18 protein-coding genes and 1 tRNA gene are annotated in these 16,100 nt (G+C 65.1%); 8 read left to right on the top strand and 11 right to left on the bottom strand.

Features of this window, described 5'->3' with window-relative positions; genetic code table 11:
* From G3O00_RS18745 to G3O00_RS18755, 3 genes are all read left to right on the top strand, one after another.
* On the top strand, positions 1-703 hold a 703-nt coding region (locus tag G3O00_RS18745; RefSeq protein ID WP_206143924.1), incomplete at its 5' end, for a LysR substrate-binding domain-containing protein.
* A 134-nt stretch (positions 704-837) separates the two neighbouring features.
* On the top strand, positions 838-1,179 hold the full coding sequence (locus G3O00_RS18750) for an SMR family transporter (protein WP_206143925.1): 342 nt from the start codon (positions 838-840) through the stop codon (positions 1,177-1,179).
* A gap of 126 nt (positions 1,180-1,305) precedes the next feature.
* On the top strand, positions 1,306-1,950 hold the full coding sequence (locus G3O00_RS18755) for a LysE family transporter (protein ID WP_174931130.1): 645 nt from the start codon (positions 1,306-1,308) through the stop codon (positions 1,948-1,950).
* Here the strand turns inward: G3O00_RS18755 and G3O00_RS18760 are convergent.
* Together G3O00_RS18760 and G3O00_RS18765 are read right to left on the bottom strand one after the other, a co-directional pair.
* On the bottom strand, positions 1,936-3,096 hold the full coding sequence (locus G3O00_RS18760) for an enolase C-terminal domain-like protein (RefSeq protein ID WP_206143926.1): 1,161 nt from the start codon (positions 3,094-3,096) through the stop codon (positions 1,936-1,938). The genes G3O00_RS18755 and G3O00_RS18760 overlap by 15 nt on opposite strands.
* A 116-nt stretch (positions 3,097-3,212) precedes the next feature.
* A complete protein-coding gene (locus G3O00_RS18765) occupies positions 3,213-3,677 on the bottom strand; it encodes an ion channel (RefSeq protein WP_206143927.1) in 465 nt (154 codons plus the stop codon).
* Between the two features lie 297 nt (positions 3,678-3,974).
* Between G3O00_RS18765 and G3O00_RS18770 the strand changes: the two genes are divergently transcribed.
* Positions 3,975-5,138, top strand: coding sequence for a helix-turn-helix transcriptional regulator (locus tag G3O00_RS18770; protein WP_206143928.1), 1,164 nt, complete (start codon positions 3,975-3,977; stop codon positions 5,136-5,138).
* Positions 5,139-5,351: 213 nt separating this feature from the next.
* Positions 5,352-6,437 (top strand): hypothetical protein, encoded by a 1,086-nt coding sequence (locus tag G3O00_RS18775; protein ID WP_241025215.1) that lies wholly within the window; start codon positions 5,352-5,354, stop codon positions 6,435-6,437.
* 41 nt (positions 6,438-6,478) lie between these two features.
* Here the strand turns inward: G3O00_RS18775 and G3O00_RS18780 are convergent, their stop codons facing one another.
* Genes G3O00_RS18780 through G3O00_RS18790 form a run of 3 tightly spaced genes read right to left on the bottom strand, consistent with a single transcriptional unit; the run spans position 6,479 to position 8,870 of the window.
* The gene (locus G3O00_RS18780) at positions 6,479-7,249 is read right to left on the bottom strand and encodes an SDR family oxidoreductase (RefSeq protein ID WP_206143929.1); all 771 of its coding nucleotides are present in this window, start codon (positions 7,247-7,249) and stop codon (positions 6,479-6,481) included.
* 25 nt (positions 7,250-7,274) lie between these two features.
* Positions 7,275-8,129, bottom strand: a complete 855-nt coding sequence (locus tag G3O00_RS18785) for an alpha/beta hydrolase (RefSeq protein ID WP_206143930.1) — start codon at positions 8,127-8,129, stop codon at positions 7,275-7,277.
* A 45-nt stretch (positions 8,130-8,174) separates the two neighbouring features.
* Positions 8,175-8,870 (bottom strand): alpha/beta hydrolase, encoded by a 696-nt coding sequence (locus tag G3O00_RS18790; protein ID WP_206143931.1) that lies wholly within the window; start codon positions 8,868-8,870, stop codon positions 8,175-8,177.
* A 143-nt stretch (positions 8,871-9,013) separates the two neighbouring features.
* Here G3O00_RS18790 and G3O00_RS18795 point away from each other — a divergent pair, with 143 nt between their 5' ends.
* Positions 9,014-9,631 (top strand): ABATE domain-containing protein, encoded by a 618-nt coding sequence (locus G3O00_RS18795; protein ID WP_206143932.1) that lies wholly within the window; start codon positions 9,014-9,016, stop codon positions 9,629-9,631.
* A 233-nt stretch (positions 9,632-9,864) separates the two neighbouring features.
* Here the strand turns inward: G3O00_RS18795 and G3O00_RS18800 are convergent, their stop codons facing one another.
* From G3O00_RS18800 to G3O00_RS18810, 3 genes are all read right to left on the bottom strand, one after another.
* Positions 9,865-10,209, bottom strand: coding sequence for a cupin domain-containing protein (locus G3O00_RS18800; RefSeq protein ID WP_206143933.1), 345 nt, complete (start codon positions 10,207-10,209; stop codon positions 9,865-9,867).
* Positions 10,210-10,497: 288 nt separating this feature from the next.
* The gene (locus G3O00_RS18805; protein WP_206143934.1) at positions 10,498-11,400 is read right to left on the bottom strand and encodes an Imm72 family immunity protein; all 903 of its coding nucleotides are present in this window, start codon (positions 11,398-11,400) and stop codon (positions 10,498-10,500) included.
* 257 nt (positions 11,401-11,657) lie between these two features.
* Complete coding sequence (locus G3O00_RS18810; protein WP_241025216.1) at positions 11,658-12,626, bottom strand: Imm72 family immunity protein; 969 nt, start codon at positions 12,624-12,626, stop codon at positions 11,658-11,660.
* Positions 12,627-13,138: 512 nt separating this feature from the next.
* On the opposite strand from G3O00_RS18810, the gene G3O00_RS18815 reads away from it, so the two are divergent.
* Positions 13,139-13,213: transfer RNA gene (locus tag G3O00_RS18815), tRNA-Gly, on the top strand.
* Between the two features lie 134 nt (positions 13,214-13,347).
* The gene (trmB, locus tag G3O00_RS18820) at positions 13,348-14,115 is read left to right on the top strand and encodes a tRNA (guanosine(46)-N7)-methyltransferase TrmB (protein WP_039367728.1); all 768 of its coding nucleotides are present in this window, start codon (positions 13,348-13,350) and stop codon (positions 14,113-14,115) included.
* 111 nt (positions 14,116-14,226) lie between these two features.
* Here the strand turns inward: trmB and G3O00_RS18825 are convergent, their stop codons facing one another.
* The 3 genes from G3O00_RS18825 to G3O00_RS18835 form a co-directional block, all read right to left on the bottom strand.
* Positions 14,227-15,057 (bottom strand): undecaprenyl-diphosphate phosphatase, encoded by an 831-nt coding sequence (locus G3O00_RS18825; RefSeq protein ID WP_011351199.1) that lies wholly within the window; start codon positions 15,055-15,057, stop codon positions 14,227-14,229.
* Between the two features lie 81 nt (positions 15,058-15,138).
* Positions 15,139-15,720, bottom strand: coding sequence for a DUF1439 domain-containing protein (locus G3O00_RS18830; protein WP_011351198.1), 582 nt, complete (start codon positions 15,718-15,720; stop codon positions 15,139-15,141).
* Positions 15,717-16,034, bottom strand: a complete 318-nt coding sequence (locus G3O00_RS18835; RefSeq protein WP_174931173.1) for a YkgJ family cysteine cluster protein — start codon at positions 16,032-16,034, stop codon at positions 15,717-15,719. The genes G3O00_RS18830 and G3O00_RS18835 overlap by 4 nt, the downstream gene beginning before the upstream one ends.
* Between the last annotated feature and the right edge of the window lie 66 nt (positions 16,035-16,100).

Below are 16,100 nucleotides of genomic sequence, written 5' to 3' on the forward strand. Positions count from 1 at the left end.
CGGCACGCGCGAGCTGCTGCGCCGCGACGCCGACACGCCGCAGGGCCGCGTGACGGTCGGGATGCCGTCGAGCACCGCGCGCGTGCTGGCCATTCCGCTCGCCCGCGCGGTGCGCGACCGCTATCCGGGCATCATGCTGGAGCTGATCGAGGCGCCGAGCGCCGATCTCGACACGTTGCTCGAACGCACGCGGCTCGATCTCGCGATCGTCGTCGATGCGGTCGACACGCGCGGCATCGCGATCCACCGGCTGCTGACGGAAACGCTGTACCTGATCACGTGGCCCGGGTTCCAGGTGCCGGGCGATCCCGTGCCGCTCGACGCGATCGCGCAGATGCCGCTCGTACTGCCGAGCGCGCCGAACACGATCCGCAACCGCGTCGACTGGGCGATGCGCGAGGCCGGGCTGTCGTACGAGATCAGCTTCGAGGCGAGCTCGACCGGACTGCTGTTCGCGGCCGTGATGGCGCAGCTCGGCGTGACGATCCTGCCGTGGACGGCCGCGCACATCGAGATCGAGGAACGCAAGCTCAAGCTGTCGACGGTCGCGCATCGGCTGTTCGCGCGCGACCTGTCGCTGTGCTGGCACGATACGGCGCTCGTCAGCAACGCGGTGCAGAAAGTGAAAGCCGAGATCGTCCGGCTGTTCGACACGCTCGGGCAGCGGCCCGAGTGGGCGGCCGGGCAGGCCGACGGTGCGTGACCGGGGCGCCGCGTACGTTGCCCCTTCCTTGTGCTGCGAAGGCGCACGGACTAAGCTTCGTTCATCCTGGGTACCGCTGACACCCCCACTTCTCCTCGCCGCTCGGTATAAGCGTCGGGGGAAGGAGGCCGTTCGTGTCCCCGCTCCAGTCTGCCTGGTTTCTGCTAGGCGTCAGTATCGTCGCCGAAGTACTCGGCTCCGCCGGCCTGAAATATTCGGCCGGCTTTTCCCGCCCGCTCCCCTCCGCACTCACCGTCGTCTGTTACGCATGCGCGGTCTGGCTGATGGCGCTCGCGACGAAGCGCCTCGAAATGGGGCTCGCATATGCAAGCTGGGCCGCCGCCAGCACCGCGGCCACGGCCGTGATCGGCATCGTCTGCTTCGACGAATCGACGTCGTCGCTGAAGCTCGCCGGCATCGCGCTGACCGTGTGTGCGCTTGTCGCGCTCAACCTCGGCGACGCGGCGACGCACTGATCCTGGTCGCCGCCGGTTGCCGGCATGCGGGCATCGGGGAGACATTGACAACGCCCCCCGACGCCCCTTAACGTTGATCCCATCGTAACCATCACCGGTTCAGCTTAAGAGGTTGTCGGCCCGCTCGTGCTCGACACCTCTGCCTTCATCGAAGGCCTGCTGCTTGGCGCCGGACTGTTCACGTCCGTCGGCCCCAAGGACGCGTTCGTCATCAAGCGCTCGATCTCGAGCCCCCATCTGCTTTCCATTGCCCTCGTCTGCGCAGGCAGCGACGCGTTGCTGATCACGCTTGGCGCGCACGGGTTGTCGTCGCTGCTATCGCGCCATCCCGGCGTGGTGTCAGCCGCGCTGTGGGCCGGCATCGCGTATCTCGCCGGCTATGGCCTGCTCGCGCTACGTTCGGCGATCCGACGGCGACAGCCTGAGCACGTCGACGGTCCGCGCACGGGCAGCGAACCCACGCGTGCGCGCACGGTGCTCGCGACTGCCGCCGTCTCGTTGCTCAATCCGTATGCGTGGATCGACACCGTGCTGCTGCTCGGCACCGTGATCGTGAGCCACACGCCCGCCGCACGTGCGCCGTTTGCGTTCGGCGCGATGACGGCTTCGCTTGCGTGGTTCCTGATGCTCGCCTTTGGCGCGCGTGCGTGCCGCGCATGGTTCGCCCGTACGCTCGCATGGCGGGTGCTCGATTTCTTCGTCGCGGCGATGATGCTCGGCTTCGCGGTGCGTTTCGCGATCGACGCGCTTCAGGCGTCAGCGGCTCGATAACGTGCGAAACACGTCGTGCGCGCCGGCATGCAGTTCGAAGCCGATGCCCGGCGCTTGCGGAACGCGTGCGTATCCGGCGTCGATGCTTGCGCCGTCGGCCAACCCGCTGAACGGATGAAACGCGAACGGGCTGACTTCCGCACCGCCGAGCCCGAGCGCCGCGACGACGTGCAGCGAGAACAGGTGGCCGCCGTGCGGCCAGAACGCGTCGCGCCGCCAGCCGCGCGATGCGAAGTGCTCGACGATCTGCAGATAGCCCGGCAGCCCGTAGCCATGCACCGGATCGAATACGAGCACGTCGCGCTCGGGGCGCAGGCCGCCATAACGGTCGAGCAGCTTCGCTTCCGCGAGTGAAAACAGCGCCTCGCCGGCCGCGATCGGCGATGCGTAGCGGGTGGCGATGTCCGCCTGCAGCGGCAGGTCGAGCGGATCGCAGATGTCCTCGAACCACCAGAGATCGAACGGCGCGAGCATCGCGGCGGCCGCGCCGGCGGTCGTCGCGTCGTACGAGTTCATCGCGTCGACCGCGAGATGCGAACTGTCCGCCAATTGTGCGGCGGCCGCTTCGATGCGCCGGCGGTCCTGATCGAGATCCGCGCCGCCGATCTTGATCTTCGCGTGCGTGTAGCCGAGATCCGCGATGCGGCGCATCTCGTCCGACAGGCGCGCGAGATCGTCATGCGGATAGCGGTAGCCGCCGCCCGCGTACACGCGCACGCGCGGTGCGGCCGTGCGTTCAAGTCGGTCAGCGAGAAAGCGATGGAGCGGCAGGCCGGCGATTTTCGCGGCGGCATCCCAGATCGCCATGTCGAGCGTGCCGACTGCGACGCATCGTTCTCCGTGCCCGCCCGGCTTTTCGCCGGCCATCATCGCGCGCCATGCGCGGAACGGGTCGAGGTTCGTGCCGGCTTCGTCGGCGAGCGTGTCGGCGGCGGCCAGCAGGCGCGGCGCGAACCGTTCGCGAATCAGGCCGCCCTGCGCGAAACGGCCGATCGACGCGTAGCCGTAGCCCGTCACCGGGCGGCCGTCGCGTACGACGTCGGTGACGACCGCGACGACACTCGTCGTCAGGCCGCCGGACGGGATCGCCGGATCGGCATAACGGGACACGGGAATCGCTTGTTCGTGAATCGCGGTGATGCGCATGGTCGGGGTTCCGGAGGTGGCGGCCGAGGTGCAGGCGAACGAGGGATGCGATGCGGCCGGAACGGTGGATGGACCGCTGCATCATAGGCGCTGTCGCCGCACGCTGCAGGCGTGCGCTACCGTGGCGGACGATCGTGCTGCAGCCGCTGCGTGATCGCGGAGAAGTCCGCCTGGATCACCGCGAAGATGAACGCGGTCGACATCCCGAACAGCAGCACGCCGCACGACGATTCGATCGCACCGAGCATTCGCCAGTTCGCGGCCGGGACGATGCCCGACGCGCCGCGCGTCGACATCGTGTCGATCGAGAAGAACAGTGCATCGCTGAACGAGCCGATCGCACCGACCTGCACGAAGGTCGCGCCCCACACGATCGCTTCCAGCGTATGCAGCAGCCCGAGCGCGATGCAGATCAGCGCGATGATGCCCGTCACCTTGCGCAGTTGTTCGTGGATGTCGTCGCGACGCACGTCGAGCGCTTCGCGAAGGCGGCGCGCAACGACCGCCAGCCCGACCATCGCCGCGGTGTGCATGAGGATCGTGGTCATGCCGAGCAGGATGCCGATCGTCCAGCTTTCCATGGGAGGCCTTTGGGGTCGGGGGCGGCTGCGGGGATGTCGGCAAGATTAACACCGGGTGGCGAAATGGCGTGCCCCGTGCCGGCCACGAAAGGCCGTGATCGCGATCGTCGACACTGCCGACGCCGCACCGGGCTTCAGTCGATCGCACGCCTGACGGTAAGCCAATGGAAATCGTCGAAGTGTAGAGTGGTCGATCGCAACCGGATCAGCATCGTGCCCGTTGCCTCCCCGCCAGGAGGCATACGCGGAACCGCCCTGCCCGGCAAATCGAATAAAGAGAAACACAAGGGGATCACGATGGATCTGTCGAGCCAGCGCTACGAAGACATCATTCATCTGCTTTATGACGCCGTCGCGGAGCCGTCCGGCTGGTCCGGATTCTTCACTTCGCTGGGCGAGGCCATCGATGCAAGCGCCATCCACATGCTGGCCATCGACAAGAAGCACGGTTCGCTGTCCTACAGCGACGGCTTCAACCTGCCCGTCGATGGCGAGCTGGCCTACATCCAGAAATACGGCAGCATCGATCCGCGCATGGCGCTCATGCGGCAGCGTGCCCCGGGAGAGTGGATCCATTGCCACGAGCTGTTCGACGACGACTTCGTCGCCCGCGATCCGTTCTACCAGGAATTCCTGATCCCGGTCGGCCGGCGCTATGTGTCGGGTTGCAAGCTGGTCGACGACGAGAACGTCTGCGTGATTTTTTCCGCGCTGCGCGCCGTCGGGGAGCAGCCGCTCGGGCCGCAAGAGGTCGGTTTTCTCGATCGGCTCATGCCGCATCTGATCCGTGCGGTGCGGATGCAGCTGCAGAACTACACGTTTTCGACCAAGGCGCTGGTCGGGCATGCGCTGGTCAACAAGCTTCGGCAACCCGTCATGCTGCTGACGACCGATGGCAGCATCGTACTCGCGAACGAAGCGGCAACGCGCCTGCTCGCATCGACGTCGCTCGTCAGCCTCGCGGACGGAAAGCTGATGCTGCCGGCCGGTTACCGCGACACCTTCCGCGCGGAGTGCGAGCGGCTTGAAGGCCTGGCACGCGGCGGCGACACGCCGGCCGACGAAGTGTCCGAATACCGTTCGCTGCCGATCGCCGCACCGGCAGCGCCTGGCCTCGCCGCCGAGACGCTGTACGCGTTCTTCACACTGCTGGTTCCGCCGCGGGTAAGCGGCGCCTTCGGACTGCGGCCGCTCGTCATGCTGCTGTTCTACCACCCCGACTCCGCCCCGCCCGTCGATTCGGACCTGCTCGGCGCGGCATTCAATCTCACGCCGGCAGAAGTGCGCGCGTGCCGTCTGCTCGGCGAAGGGCTGTCGACCAAGGAAATCGCTTCGCGCGCCGGCATCCAGCACGACACCGTGCGCAAGCAGCTTCAGGCGATCTACCGGAAAACAGCCACCAATCGCCAGTCCGAACTGATGCGCCTGATGCTGAACCTGCCCCTGAACGCATTCGACTGAACGCCCGCGCGACATGCACCGGCGCGCTCGCCCGCTCATTACAAGTCAGTGGGCCGTTCGCCGCAAGCTCGATGAAACTTCGTTGAGCTTGCAACCTCGTACCCCCCGTTTGTGGAATGGACCGCGTTTGCGACGCTGGATATATTTTGCTCGCGCTTCGCATCCGGCGGTACGGCCGTCGATTCCCACAATACGAATGCACGGGGTAACACCATGAAACAGCATCTCGGCTATGCCGCCGCCTGCGCGTACGGCCTCTCGCTCCTGCTCGCCGCCTGCGGCGGCGATGACTCGTCCGGGCCATCCGGCGGATCGACGGGTTCGCCGTCCTCGTCGACGCCGGCAGCGTCGCTGAGCGCGGACCAGACAACGTACCAGAGCTTCGCGCTGGCACCGAACCTGTCGTACCGCACATCCATCGACCTGCCGGCATCGGGCGTACCGGCCACCGGGACGAACTACTTCATCGCAGGCTCGTCGTCGCTCGCCGCCTCTCCGTCCACCGGCACCCAGAAGACCACGACGTCCGCGCCGACGTCGATCGCCAGCACGCTGTCGATCACGACCGCGTCGACCGCACCGACCCGCTACCTCGTCGCGGGCAAGATCGTCGTCGACTCCGGCCCGCAGTTCATCACGAACATCAGCTATCAAGGCAGCGGCGTTCGTGCGGACACGCTCGCGGCGGACGGCGCCACGACGGTCCAGAGCACGCTGCGCACGAATTTCTCGGTCGTGCCGCTGACGGGCACGGTTGTCGGCGCACCGACCGATTTCGCGCAGTGGTTCAACTCGCTCTACTACAACCCGAAGCTGCTGACCAGCACCGCGACATGGTCTTCCGGCGCCGCTTACATTAAGTACACCGAAACGGAAATCGGTGACGTTTACCAGGTGGCGGACAACAAGACGCTGACGACCGGCACGTCGCCCGACCCGATTGCGACCGGCACGACGATCGCGGCACTGATGGCCGCCGGCGGCATCCAGTCGAGCAGCGACCAGACGACCTACACGCTGAGCAACGGTGCGATGACGCAGGTGAGCGGCGTCACGACCTATGTCGCGAACGCGCTGCGACCGAACCGCACGACGCCGATGTATCACACGTACTACGAGATCAACGGAAACGTGTACACGGGCAACCTGATCAAGGACGGCACCGTCATCGGCGGCAACCCGTATCCGGTCGCGGCACCGGGCACGAGCTCCGGCTATACGACGAACTACACGGAGAACTTCCAGGTTCGCGTGAATGCAGCGGCGATCAACAGCCTGCAGGCGGCGGTCACGTTCTGAAGCGCAAACGCATCGAGGTTCGCCAGCGGCGAACCTCGACATCAGACCGACTTCACTTCCCCGCCGTCCATCCGCAGCGCCGAACCCGTCATCCAGTGCGCGGCCGGCGACACGACGAACGCGATCAGTTCCGCGATCTCCTCCGGCGTGCCGTAGCGTGCGATGCCCGCTTCGACCGGAAACCGGGCCGTCGCCTCGTCGACGCTCATGCCGTGCAGCGGCGCCCAATGCTCGAGGTACGAACGCCGGCGGCCCGTCATCACCGGCCCCGGCAGCACGCTGTTGACCTGTACGCCATCGGCGATGCCGCGATCCGAGAATGCCTTCGCGAGCGCGACGATCGCCGCGTTGATCGTGCCGACCGCCGCATACGGCGCCTTCGGAAACAGCGCCGAGTTGCCGGACATCAGCACGACCGAGCCCGCGCTGGCCTTCAGCGACGGCCACGCGGCAATCGTCAGCCGCCGCGCGCCGTGCAACTTCAGCGCCAGGCCCTGCTCCCACTGCGCGTCGGACATCTCGAACACGTCGATCTGCGGGACCGCGCCCGCGATGTTCAACAGCGCGTCGATCCGGCCAAACGCGGCAAGCGTGTCGTCGACCACGCGCTGCGCGGCCTCCGGCGCGGCAAGATCGACGTCGATCACGAGACACGCGGCACCGGCCGCTTTCACGTCGATCGCAGTCTGCTCGAGATTCGCGCGGTTGCGCGCGACGAGCGTGATCGCGTCGAAATCCCGTGCGAGCCGGATCGCGGTCGAACGGCCGATCCCCTGGCTCGCGCCGGTCACGATGGCCACTCTGTCGGACATGATGTTTCTCCTGAGTCGGAACGGATCAGCGAACGAGGAATGCCGACATCGCCGCGGCGATCTCCGCCGCATGCGTTTCCAGCGCGAAGTGGCCGGTGTCGAAAAACCGCACGTCGGCGTCCGGGAGGTCGCGCCGGAACGCCAGCGCGCCGGCCGGCAGAAAGAACGGATCGTTCTGCCCCCACACGGCGAGGAACGGCGGCCGGTGCGTGCGGAAGTATTCCTGGAACGCCGGGTACAGCGCGACGTTGCTTCGGTAGTCGCGGAACAGGTCGAGCTGGACCTCGTGCGCACCGGGCCGGCCCAGGTAGTAGTCGTCGAGCGAGTAGCCGTCGGGCGACACCGCGGCCGGATCGGGCGTGCCGTGCGTGTACTGCCAGATCGTCGTGTCACGTGCGAGCAGCGCGCGAAGCGCATCCCGGTTCGCGGCCGACGGATCGTGCCAGTACGTGCGGATCGGATTCCAGCCGTCGCTCAGGCCTTCTTCGTACGCATTGCCGTTCTGCGACACGATCGCGGTGATCCGCTCTGGATGCCGCAGCGCGAGCCGGAAGCCGGTCGGTGCGCCGTAGTCGAACACGTAGACCGCGAAGCGATCGAAGCCGATCACTTCCGTGAAGCGCTCGATCACGTTCGCGATGTTGTCGAACGTGTACGTAAAGGCGTCTCTGGCAGGCATGTCCGACTGCCCGAAGCCGGGCAGATCCGGCGCGACGATGTGGAAGCGGTCGGCCAGCGCCGGGATCAGGTCGCGGAACATGTGGCTCGCGCTCGGAAAGCCGTGCAGCAGCAACAGCTTCGGCGCGCCGGGCAGCGCGGCCTCGCGGTAGAACACGTTGAAACCGTCAACGTCGGCGCGACGGTAGGTGATGGCAGCCATGGTCTGTCTCCTTGAGGAACAGTGCTCGGGGAAAGTGAACGGACGTCAGCGGGCAGCAACCGTCCGCAGCGCGTCGACGATCACGTGGGTCACGATGTCGGGCGCCGTCACGATCGGCGTGTGGTCGACCGCGTGCGAATTCACGCGTGCCTTCATGCGCTCTGCGGTGAATCGCTGCGTGGCCGGATCGATCATCCGGTCCTGCTCGGCGATCAGGAACCAGCTCGGACGGTCGCGCCACAGCGGACGCCCGACCGCCTCGCCGATGCACGCCGCCGCAATCGGTCGCTGCACCGCCGCGAGCACCGCCAGTTGCTGCGGCGTTGCGTGCTGCGCGAAAGCCCGCGGAAACGCGTCCGTCGGCAGCCAGATGAAGCCGTGCCGATCCGGCGCGAGCTGCGGCGCTTGTGAATGCGGTTCGCCGCGATGGAATACGTCGCCGACCGTTTCACCTTCGTCCGGCGCGAGTGCCGCGACATAGACCAGCCCCGCGACATTGGCCGCCCGCGTCGCCCCGATCACCGCACCGGCATATGCGTGACCGGCCAGCACGACAGGGCCGTCGATCCGTTCGAGCACCCGGTCGAGCGCGGCGATGTCATCGCCCAGCGAAGTCAGCGGCAACGGCGCCGCGATTGCGTTGATCCCCTGCCGCTGGAGACGCTCGATGACCGCGCCCCAGCTCGACCCGTCCGCCCATGCGCCGTGCACGAGCACTGCACTCACGTTGCCGTATGACATCTCCCGCTCCTTTGAGAAAGCTGAATGACGCACCAAAGTAACCGTCTTGATATTCATAATCAGGTTACTCACAACGTTAGTAACTTGTCAAGGTGGTTTTTAGTGGTTACGATACGTCATCACCTTCGCCTGCCTCCCCCGTCATGGACTACCTGCCGATTCCCGCGATCTTCGTCGCCGACGCGCCTGGCCTCGACTTCCTGAACTCCGTCGCAACGCCGGTGGATCAGGAGGTTGACTGGATCCGCGACGGCGAAGGCTTGCTGGCGTGGCTGGAACAGGCCGGCATGGTGCCGGCGGACGCACTCGCGGCACTGCGGTCGCGTTCGACGCCGGCCGAGTTCGACGCGGTCGCGGCGCAGGCACGCGCACTACGCGAATGGTTCAGGGCATTCGTCCGCGCACGGAAAGGACGGCCGCTGGCTGCAGCGGACCTAAGCGAACTCGAGCGGCTGAATCGGCTGCTGGAGCGGGACGAACGATATGAAGAACTCGTCGCGAACGACGCGAACGGTTTTGCACTTCGGGAAAGACGGCGCTGGCGATCGCCGGAGTCGCTTCTGATGCCGATCGCGCAAGCGCTCACGAAGCTCGTTTGCGACGAGGACTTCACGTATGTGAAGGCATGCGAAGGCCCGCGGTGCACGCTGATGTTCGCGGATCACACGCGCGGGCACGCGCGCCGGTGGTGCAGCATGGCGATTTGCGGCAATCGCGCGAAAGCGGCCGCGCATCGGAAGCGAGTGAAGGAGCGGGGGTAACGTGGCGCGGCCGGAACCGCCCATCGAGCAATGTCCGCTTATCGGTGAGGCGCCCCCGGCAACCTAAGTAGGAAGTGCCGCTTTACTGCTGCACACGAACTCGGCCTCATGGTCCGGCATCCGGACCGGAGCGAACTTTATCGAGTCGGAATCTCCCGCCGCCCCTCCCGGCTCCGTGAACCGGGAGAGTATCGAGCGGCGACAGTATGCGTGGCTCGAATTGACCGGCGCGCTCAGGCGAACACGAAGTACTTGCGCACCGTTTCCACCACTTCCCACGTCCCTTTCATGCCGGGTTCGATCACGAACACGTCGCCGGCTTTCAGGTGCACCGCTTCCTCGCCTTCCGGCGTGATGATGCAGTAGCCGTCGAGGAAGTGGCAGTACTCCCATTTCTCGTAGTTCACCTCGAACTTGCCCGGCGTGCAGATCCAGGTACCCATGATCTTGCTGCCGTCCTTCGAGACGTAGGCGTTCAGGTTCACGGTGTGCGGATCGCCGCCGATGCGCTTCCACTTGGTCGCATCGAGGACGGGGGGCGGGCAGGTTTTACGCAGAACGGTGATGAAATCGGACATGTCGGCTCCAGACTAACGATCGGGTAAGAGGCCTGTCACGTTAGTTCGAAAGCGTGGTGGGGACTTGTATGCTTCCGACGCTGACTCGTCTATTTTCGACACCGGCCCGCGTGAGGGCACTCCGCCTCGGCGGTTATTCAATTGTCCGGTTGAGGATCGGCACAATGCCAAATGTCCATGCCCCACGCTGTGCGCTGCGGCCCCGGCATGAACCGAATCTTTCACCGCCGGGCTTTGCCGGTAACTGGCGCGCGGACAAGGCTCGCCGGGCAGCACCCGTAGCCTCGCTTACGCGACGGGCTTGGGGAAGTAAGTTTCCTCCTCCGCCGGAATGCTGCCGTCCCGGTAACGCTTGTCTTCCCACAGCAGCCGCCAGCGCACCACCTGTTCGTCGTTGGACCCTTCCAGCAGGTATTGGTGGGCAATACTGCCCTTGAGGAAGTAGTTCGGACAGCCCACCTTGCCGGCCGGAAACCACGGCTCCCAGATACCCTCGACTGGAATCTCCTGATCGCTGTAAACCTCGCCGATTGCGGATTCGTTCTTCGGCGGACAGGAAGGAATCGATGCGGGATAGCTGCGACCGGGTGGCCAATGCCGCCAGGCCGGAAGGGGCGCATCTTCGAACATGGATTCATAGGTCCAGTGCTCGAAAACGCGGGTGCCTCCATCCGCACGCGTTCCGTATGCAAGCATCCCGGTAAAACCGAACCCGACCGTGCACTTGAGCGCGTAGCAAATCAGTCTCTCGATCCACACGCCCTCCGCGAATCCGGTGGCATACACCGGGTCCGCAAAGGTGGTGTCCTTCAGTCCCAATGAATGAAAAAACGGATCGTATTTGCGACCGATTTCAAGCGCACTCCGCCCAAACAACAGGTCGCCAACCTGCTGGCTTCCTGCAATCAGCGCGTCGTATGCTGCTCGTTTGTCGTGACCTCGGCGCAATGCATCGATGCCCAGATCCATTTGCGCCAGCGCCCCCAGGAAATCATGTGCGTAGGCTTCTTCAAGCTCCGCCTGATTCGGGCTCGGTGTGTCCAGTTGTCTCGCATACGCGCCGAGAAAGTCCCGATATAGTCCGACGGCATATTCGAGGAACGTGAAACTCGTCCACTTCTTGAGCAGATAAAACGCCTTTGCTCGCGCATCCTGTTCCCGCTCGGGCGTCACGGTCAGAATATTCAACATTCCGGAATGTCTTCGAGAAGTACCAGGATGCAGTCGATAAACGCTGCTCGCAAGAGGCTGGATCCGAAGTCTTCGCGAACAGCCACCGCCAGATGCCAGATCGCGAATCTGCTCGGTGGCTAGTCTTCCCTACCCTCGTGGCTTAGCCGCCATTCAATTGTCCGGTTGAGGATCGGCATAATGCCAAATGACCATGCCCCACGCTGTGCGCTCCGGCCCCGGCATAGGCGCGCCGGCCTCGACATGAACCGAATCCTTCACGGCCGGGCTTTGCCAGTAACCGGGCGCGGGCAAGGCTCGCCGGGCAGCACCCGTAGCCTCGGTTGTGCGACGGGCTTGGGGAAGTAAGTTTCCTCCTCCGCCGGAATGCTGCCGTCCCGGTAACGCTTGTCTTCCCACAGCAGCCGCCAGCGCACCACATGTTTGTCGTTGGTCCCTTCCAGCAGGTATTGGTGGGCAACACTGCCTTTGAGGAAGTAGCTCGGACAGCCCACCTTGCCGGCCGGAAACCACGGCTCCCAGATACCCTCGACTGGAATCTCCTGATCGCTGTAAATCTCGCCGCTTGCGGATTCATTCCTGGGTGGACAGGGCGGGAGCGATGCGGGATAGCTGCGACCGGGCGGCCAATATCGCCACGCAGGAAAAAACGGATCCTGGAACAACGATTCATACGTCCAATGCTTGAACACCCGAGTGCCGCCGTCGGCACGCTTGCCATAGGTCAGGTATTCGGAAAAATTGAGCCCGACAGTGCACTTGAGCGCCAGACAGCTCAACTCTTCAATCCACGCCCCTTCCGCATACCCCGTTGCATATTCGGAATCCGAATAATCCGTATCCCTCACGCCAAGCGCGTGGAAAAACGGGTCGTATGTTCGACCGACCTCGTGCGCACTCCGCCCGAACAAAAGCTCGCCCCCCTTCTCGCTACCGGAGATGAGCGCAACGTATGCCGATCGCTTGTCGGCGCCTTGTCGCAATGTCTCGATCCCCTGATCCATCCTCACCAACGCATTCAGGAAATCGCTGACATACGCTGCCTCCAATTCAGCCTGATTGGGGCTCGGCGTGTCCAATTGCCTGGCGTACGCGTGAAGAAAATCCCTGAACAGATCAACTGCATGATCCAGGAACGTAACGCTTGTCCATTTCTTGAGCAGATAAAACGCTTTGGCGCGCGCGTCCAGCTCCTGCTCAGGAGTCATGGTCAGGGTATTCAGCATCATGGGCGCGGGATGAGCGCATTGTCCGGCAACGACGGTATGTCTGTCTTGAGCAATCGATCTTGTTGGATCAGGCCACCACGAATAGCCTGAGCTAATTCAGTCATGTTCATGCGTTATCCATCTTCTTATTTGTTGCAAGCCTACGGGTGGCTTGCACTCTCACGAGGACGGCTCCCCGGTTATGTCGGCGGAATTGTAGCGGAGCCGGCAAGTCGTGAGAATGTCGCCCGCCAGGGCCGGCAACATGTCGAACCTGGCGCTCACAGACGAATCGCTCGAGAAGCGTATTCGACACATCCGTCGGGCCGTTGAAATTCGGCCCCGATACGACAGCGCGCAGAACGGATGTGCCTTGCGCCTGGACGGTAGATCCCGTGAAAGGCAGCGGGCTCGCCCGACACCGCCGGCGACGCCACCGCTCCAGCATCGAGCGATGCCAGTCTCGCTACGACCGCCCAAAACCCCACGCTTGCCATCCCCACCCGAACCCCTGTAGAATTGCGCGTTCTGCGGGCGTCGTATAATGGCCATTACCTCAGCTTCCCAAGCTGATGACGTGGGTTCGATTCCCATCGCCCGCTCCACTTTCCGGCTGCATCGCAGCCTGCGCATGAGCCGCCTCGTCGAAGGCGGCTTTTTTGTACCATGTGCCGGTTCCCCCGGCCCACTGCTGCGCGCAACGGGCCCTCGCCCGCAACCGAGCCTTTCTCTGTCACCGATGATGCACGACGATCCGAACGAAGCCGGCCTGCCGCCGCACGACGACGCCATTCCCGACGAAGCCGCCGAAGGCGCCGACGCAGTCAATCCGCTGCACCACCGCCGCATCCGCAGCTTCGTGACGCGCGCCGGCCGTGTGTCGACCGGCCAGCGCCGCGCGATGGACGAACTCGGCCCGCGCTTCGTGGTGCCGTATGCGCCGGAGCTGCCCGACTGGAACGCGGTGTTCGGCCGCAGTGCACCGCGCATCCTCGAGATCGGCTTCGGGATGGGCGCATCGACCGCGGAAATCGCCGCGAACCGCCCTGGTGACGACTTCCTCGGCGTCGAAGTGCACGAACCGGGCGTCGGCGCGCTGCTGAAGCTGATCGGCGAGCAGGATCTGTCGAACATCCGCATCATCCAGCACGACGCGGTCGAGGTGCTCGAGCACATGCTCGCGCCCGAAAGCCTCGACGGCGTGCACATCTTCTTCCCCGATCCGTGGCACAAGGCGCGCCACCACAAGCGCCGGCTGATCCAGCCGCCGCTCGTCGCGCATCTCGCATCGCGCCTGAAGCCCGGCGCGTACATTCACTGCGCGACCGACTGGCAGAACTATGCGGAGCAGATGCTCGAAGTGCTCGGCGCGGAGCCGACGCTCGAAAACACGGCCGCCGACTACGCACCGCGCCCCGACTACCGGCCGGTGACGAAGTTCGAACGGCGCGGGCTGCGGCTCGGCCACGGCGTGTGGGACCTGGTGTTCCGCAAGCGCGCAGGCTGAGTTCTCCCGCTGCGGCAGCGCACGTCGCTCCGCTCCGGACAAGAAAAAGCCCGACCGGCCTAAGCCGATCGGGCTTTTTTCATGCGAGGCGCGCCCGCCTTCGGGTTCGCGTCACGCCCAGTTCAGCCAGCCGCTGTACCCGACCAGCAGCACGAACAGCCCGAATGCGATCCGGTACCACGCGAACACCGTGAAATCGTGCGACGCGACATAGCGCAGCAGCCAGCGCACGCACACGAACGCGCTGACGAATGCCGCGACGGCGCCCAGCACGAACAGGCCGAGCGAATCGACGGTGAACGCCTGCCAGTCCTTCACGGTTTCATAGAGCGTCGCGCCGAAGATGATCGGGATCGCGAGGAAAAACGAGAATTCGGTGGCGACGCGCCGGTCGAGGCCGAACAGCATCCCGCCGATGATCGTCGAACCCGAGCGCGACATGCCGGGAATCAGCGCGAAGCACTGCGCGATACCGACCTTGAGCGCGTCGAGCGGCGTCAGTTCATCGACCGACATCACGCGCGGCGGCTCGCGGCGCTCGCGCTGCCGCGCCTCGGCCCACAGGATGATCGCGCCGCCCACGACGAGCGCGAACGCAACGGGTACCGGCGAGAACAGCACGGCCTTGATCTTCTTCTCGAACAGGAGGCCGAGTGCGATCGCGGGAATCGTCGCGATCACGACGTTCAGCGTGAAGCGCCGCGCATCGGGCCGGCTCGGCAGCCCGGACACGATGGACGCGATCCGTTGCCGGTATTCCCAGCAGACCGCGAGGATCGCACCGAACTGGATCACGACGTCGAACGTCTTCGCGTGTGAATCGTTGAAATTCAGGAAGCTGCCCGCGACGATCAGGTGACCGGTACTCGATACCGGCAGGAATTCCGTCAGCCCCTCGACGACGCCGAGGATCAAAGCCTTGCAGATCAGGATCCAGTCCATCCGTGGCCCAACTCCGAAATGGTCGAATGAATGGGCCACTCTTCCACGCGCGGCCCCCCTCCGGCCGAGCGCGGTTCGTCGTCACTTTTCGACGATCGCCACGCGTATGCCGTTTGTAAGAATCGTAATTGTACCGGGTTCGTAGTTCACCCCGGCAAATTGCAGTTGTTCGGGCTTGAACGTGTAGATCGGATAGTTGGTCAGCAACTGCGTCGCGAGCAGGCCGGCGGCCGCGCCAACCTGTTGCGCGTACATCTGCGCGTCGCCGTCGAGCGCGAGGCTGTCGACGGCCGGCGACTTCAGCACGACCGAGCGGCTCGGCGCGTCGTAAGCCAGCTGGCCCGACACGGTGAACTTGCCGCTGACGGGCGCACGCAGGAACGGGCTCACGAAATGCGCGTCGAGCTGCACGGCGACGCGATTCTGGTCGGGCAGCAGGTTGACGGCCGGGTTCGCGAGCGACACGTCGACGACCTGCGCGACCGTCTTCTGGTACGGGAACTTGCGCGCGACGGCTTTCTGCACGTCACCGCGCGAGAACGTGTAGTGATCGGGGATGAACGGGAACGTCGACGCGCACGCGGCAAGCGAGAGCGTCACGCCGATGGCGCCGACGGTTGCGGCGAGAAAACGGCGCCGGCCGGGCGCGCAAGGTGCGGTCATGCTGAACACTCTCCTGGTTGCGACGGCCGCGTCGCGGCCTCGAGACGCGTGAGCCACGCGAGCGCGTCGTCGCGCGACGCGCCGCACATGTCCGCGGCCGGCTGCAACCCGGAACAGCACGCGGGCCGCTCGGGGCGGCCGAAGATCCGGCAGCGGAGGTCGTCGCCGAGCTGCACGCAGCGCACGCCGGCCGGCTTGCCATCGGGCATGCCCGGAATCGGGCTGGAAATCGATGGCGCGATGCAGCACGCGCCGCAGCCCTCGCGGCACGCATGCGGCTGCGGGACATCGGCTGACGCCGGGCGGACAGGCAATTCGACGGACACTCGGCTCTCTCGAACGAACAACAAAAAACGGTGCGGCAACCGGACGCGGTGCCG

The organism is Burkholderia sp. Ac-20384, assembly GCF_017104605.1.
Lineage (GTDB): Bacteria > Pseudomonadota > Gammaproteobacteria > Burkholderiales > Burkholderiaceae > Burkholderia > Burkholderia lata.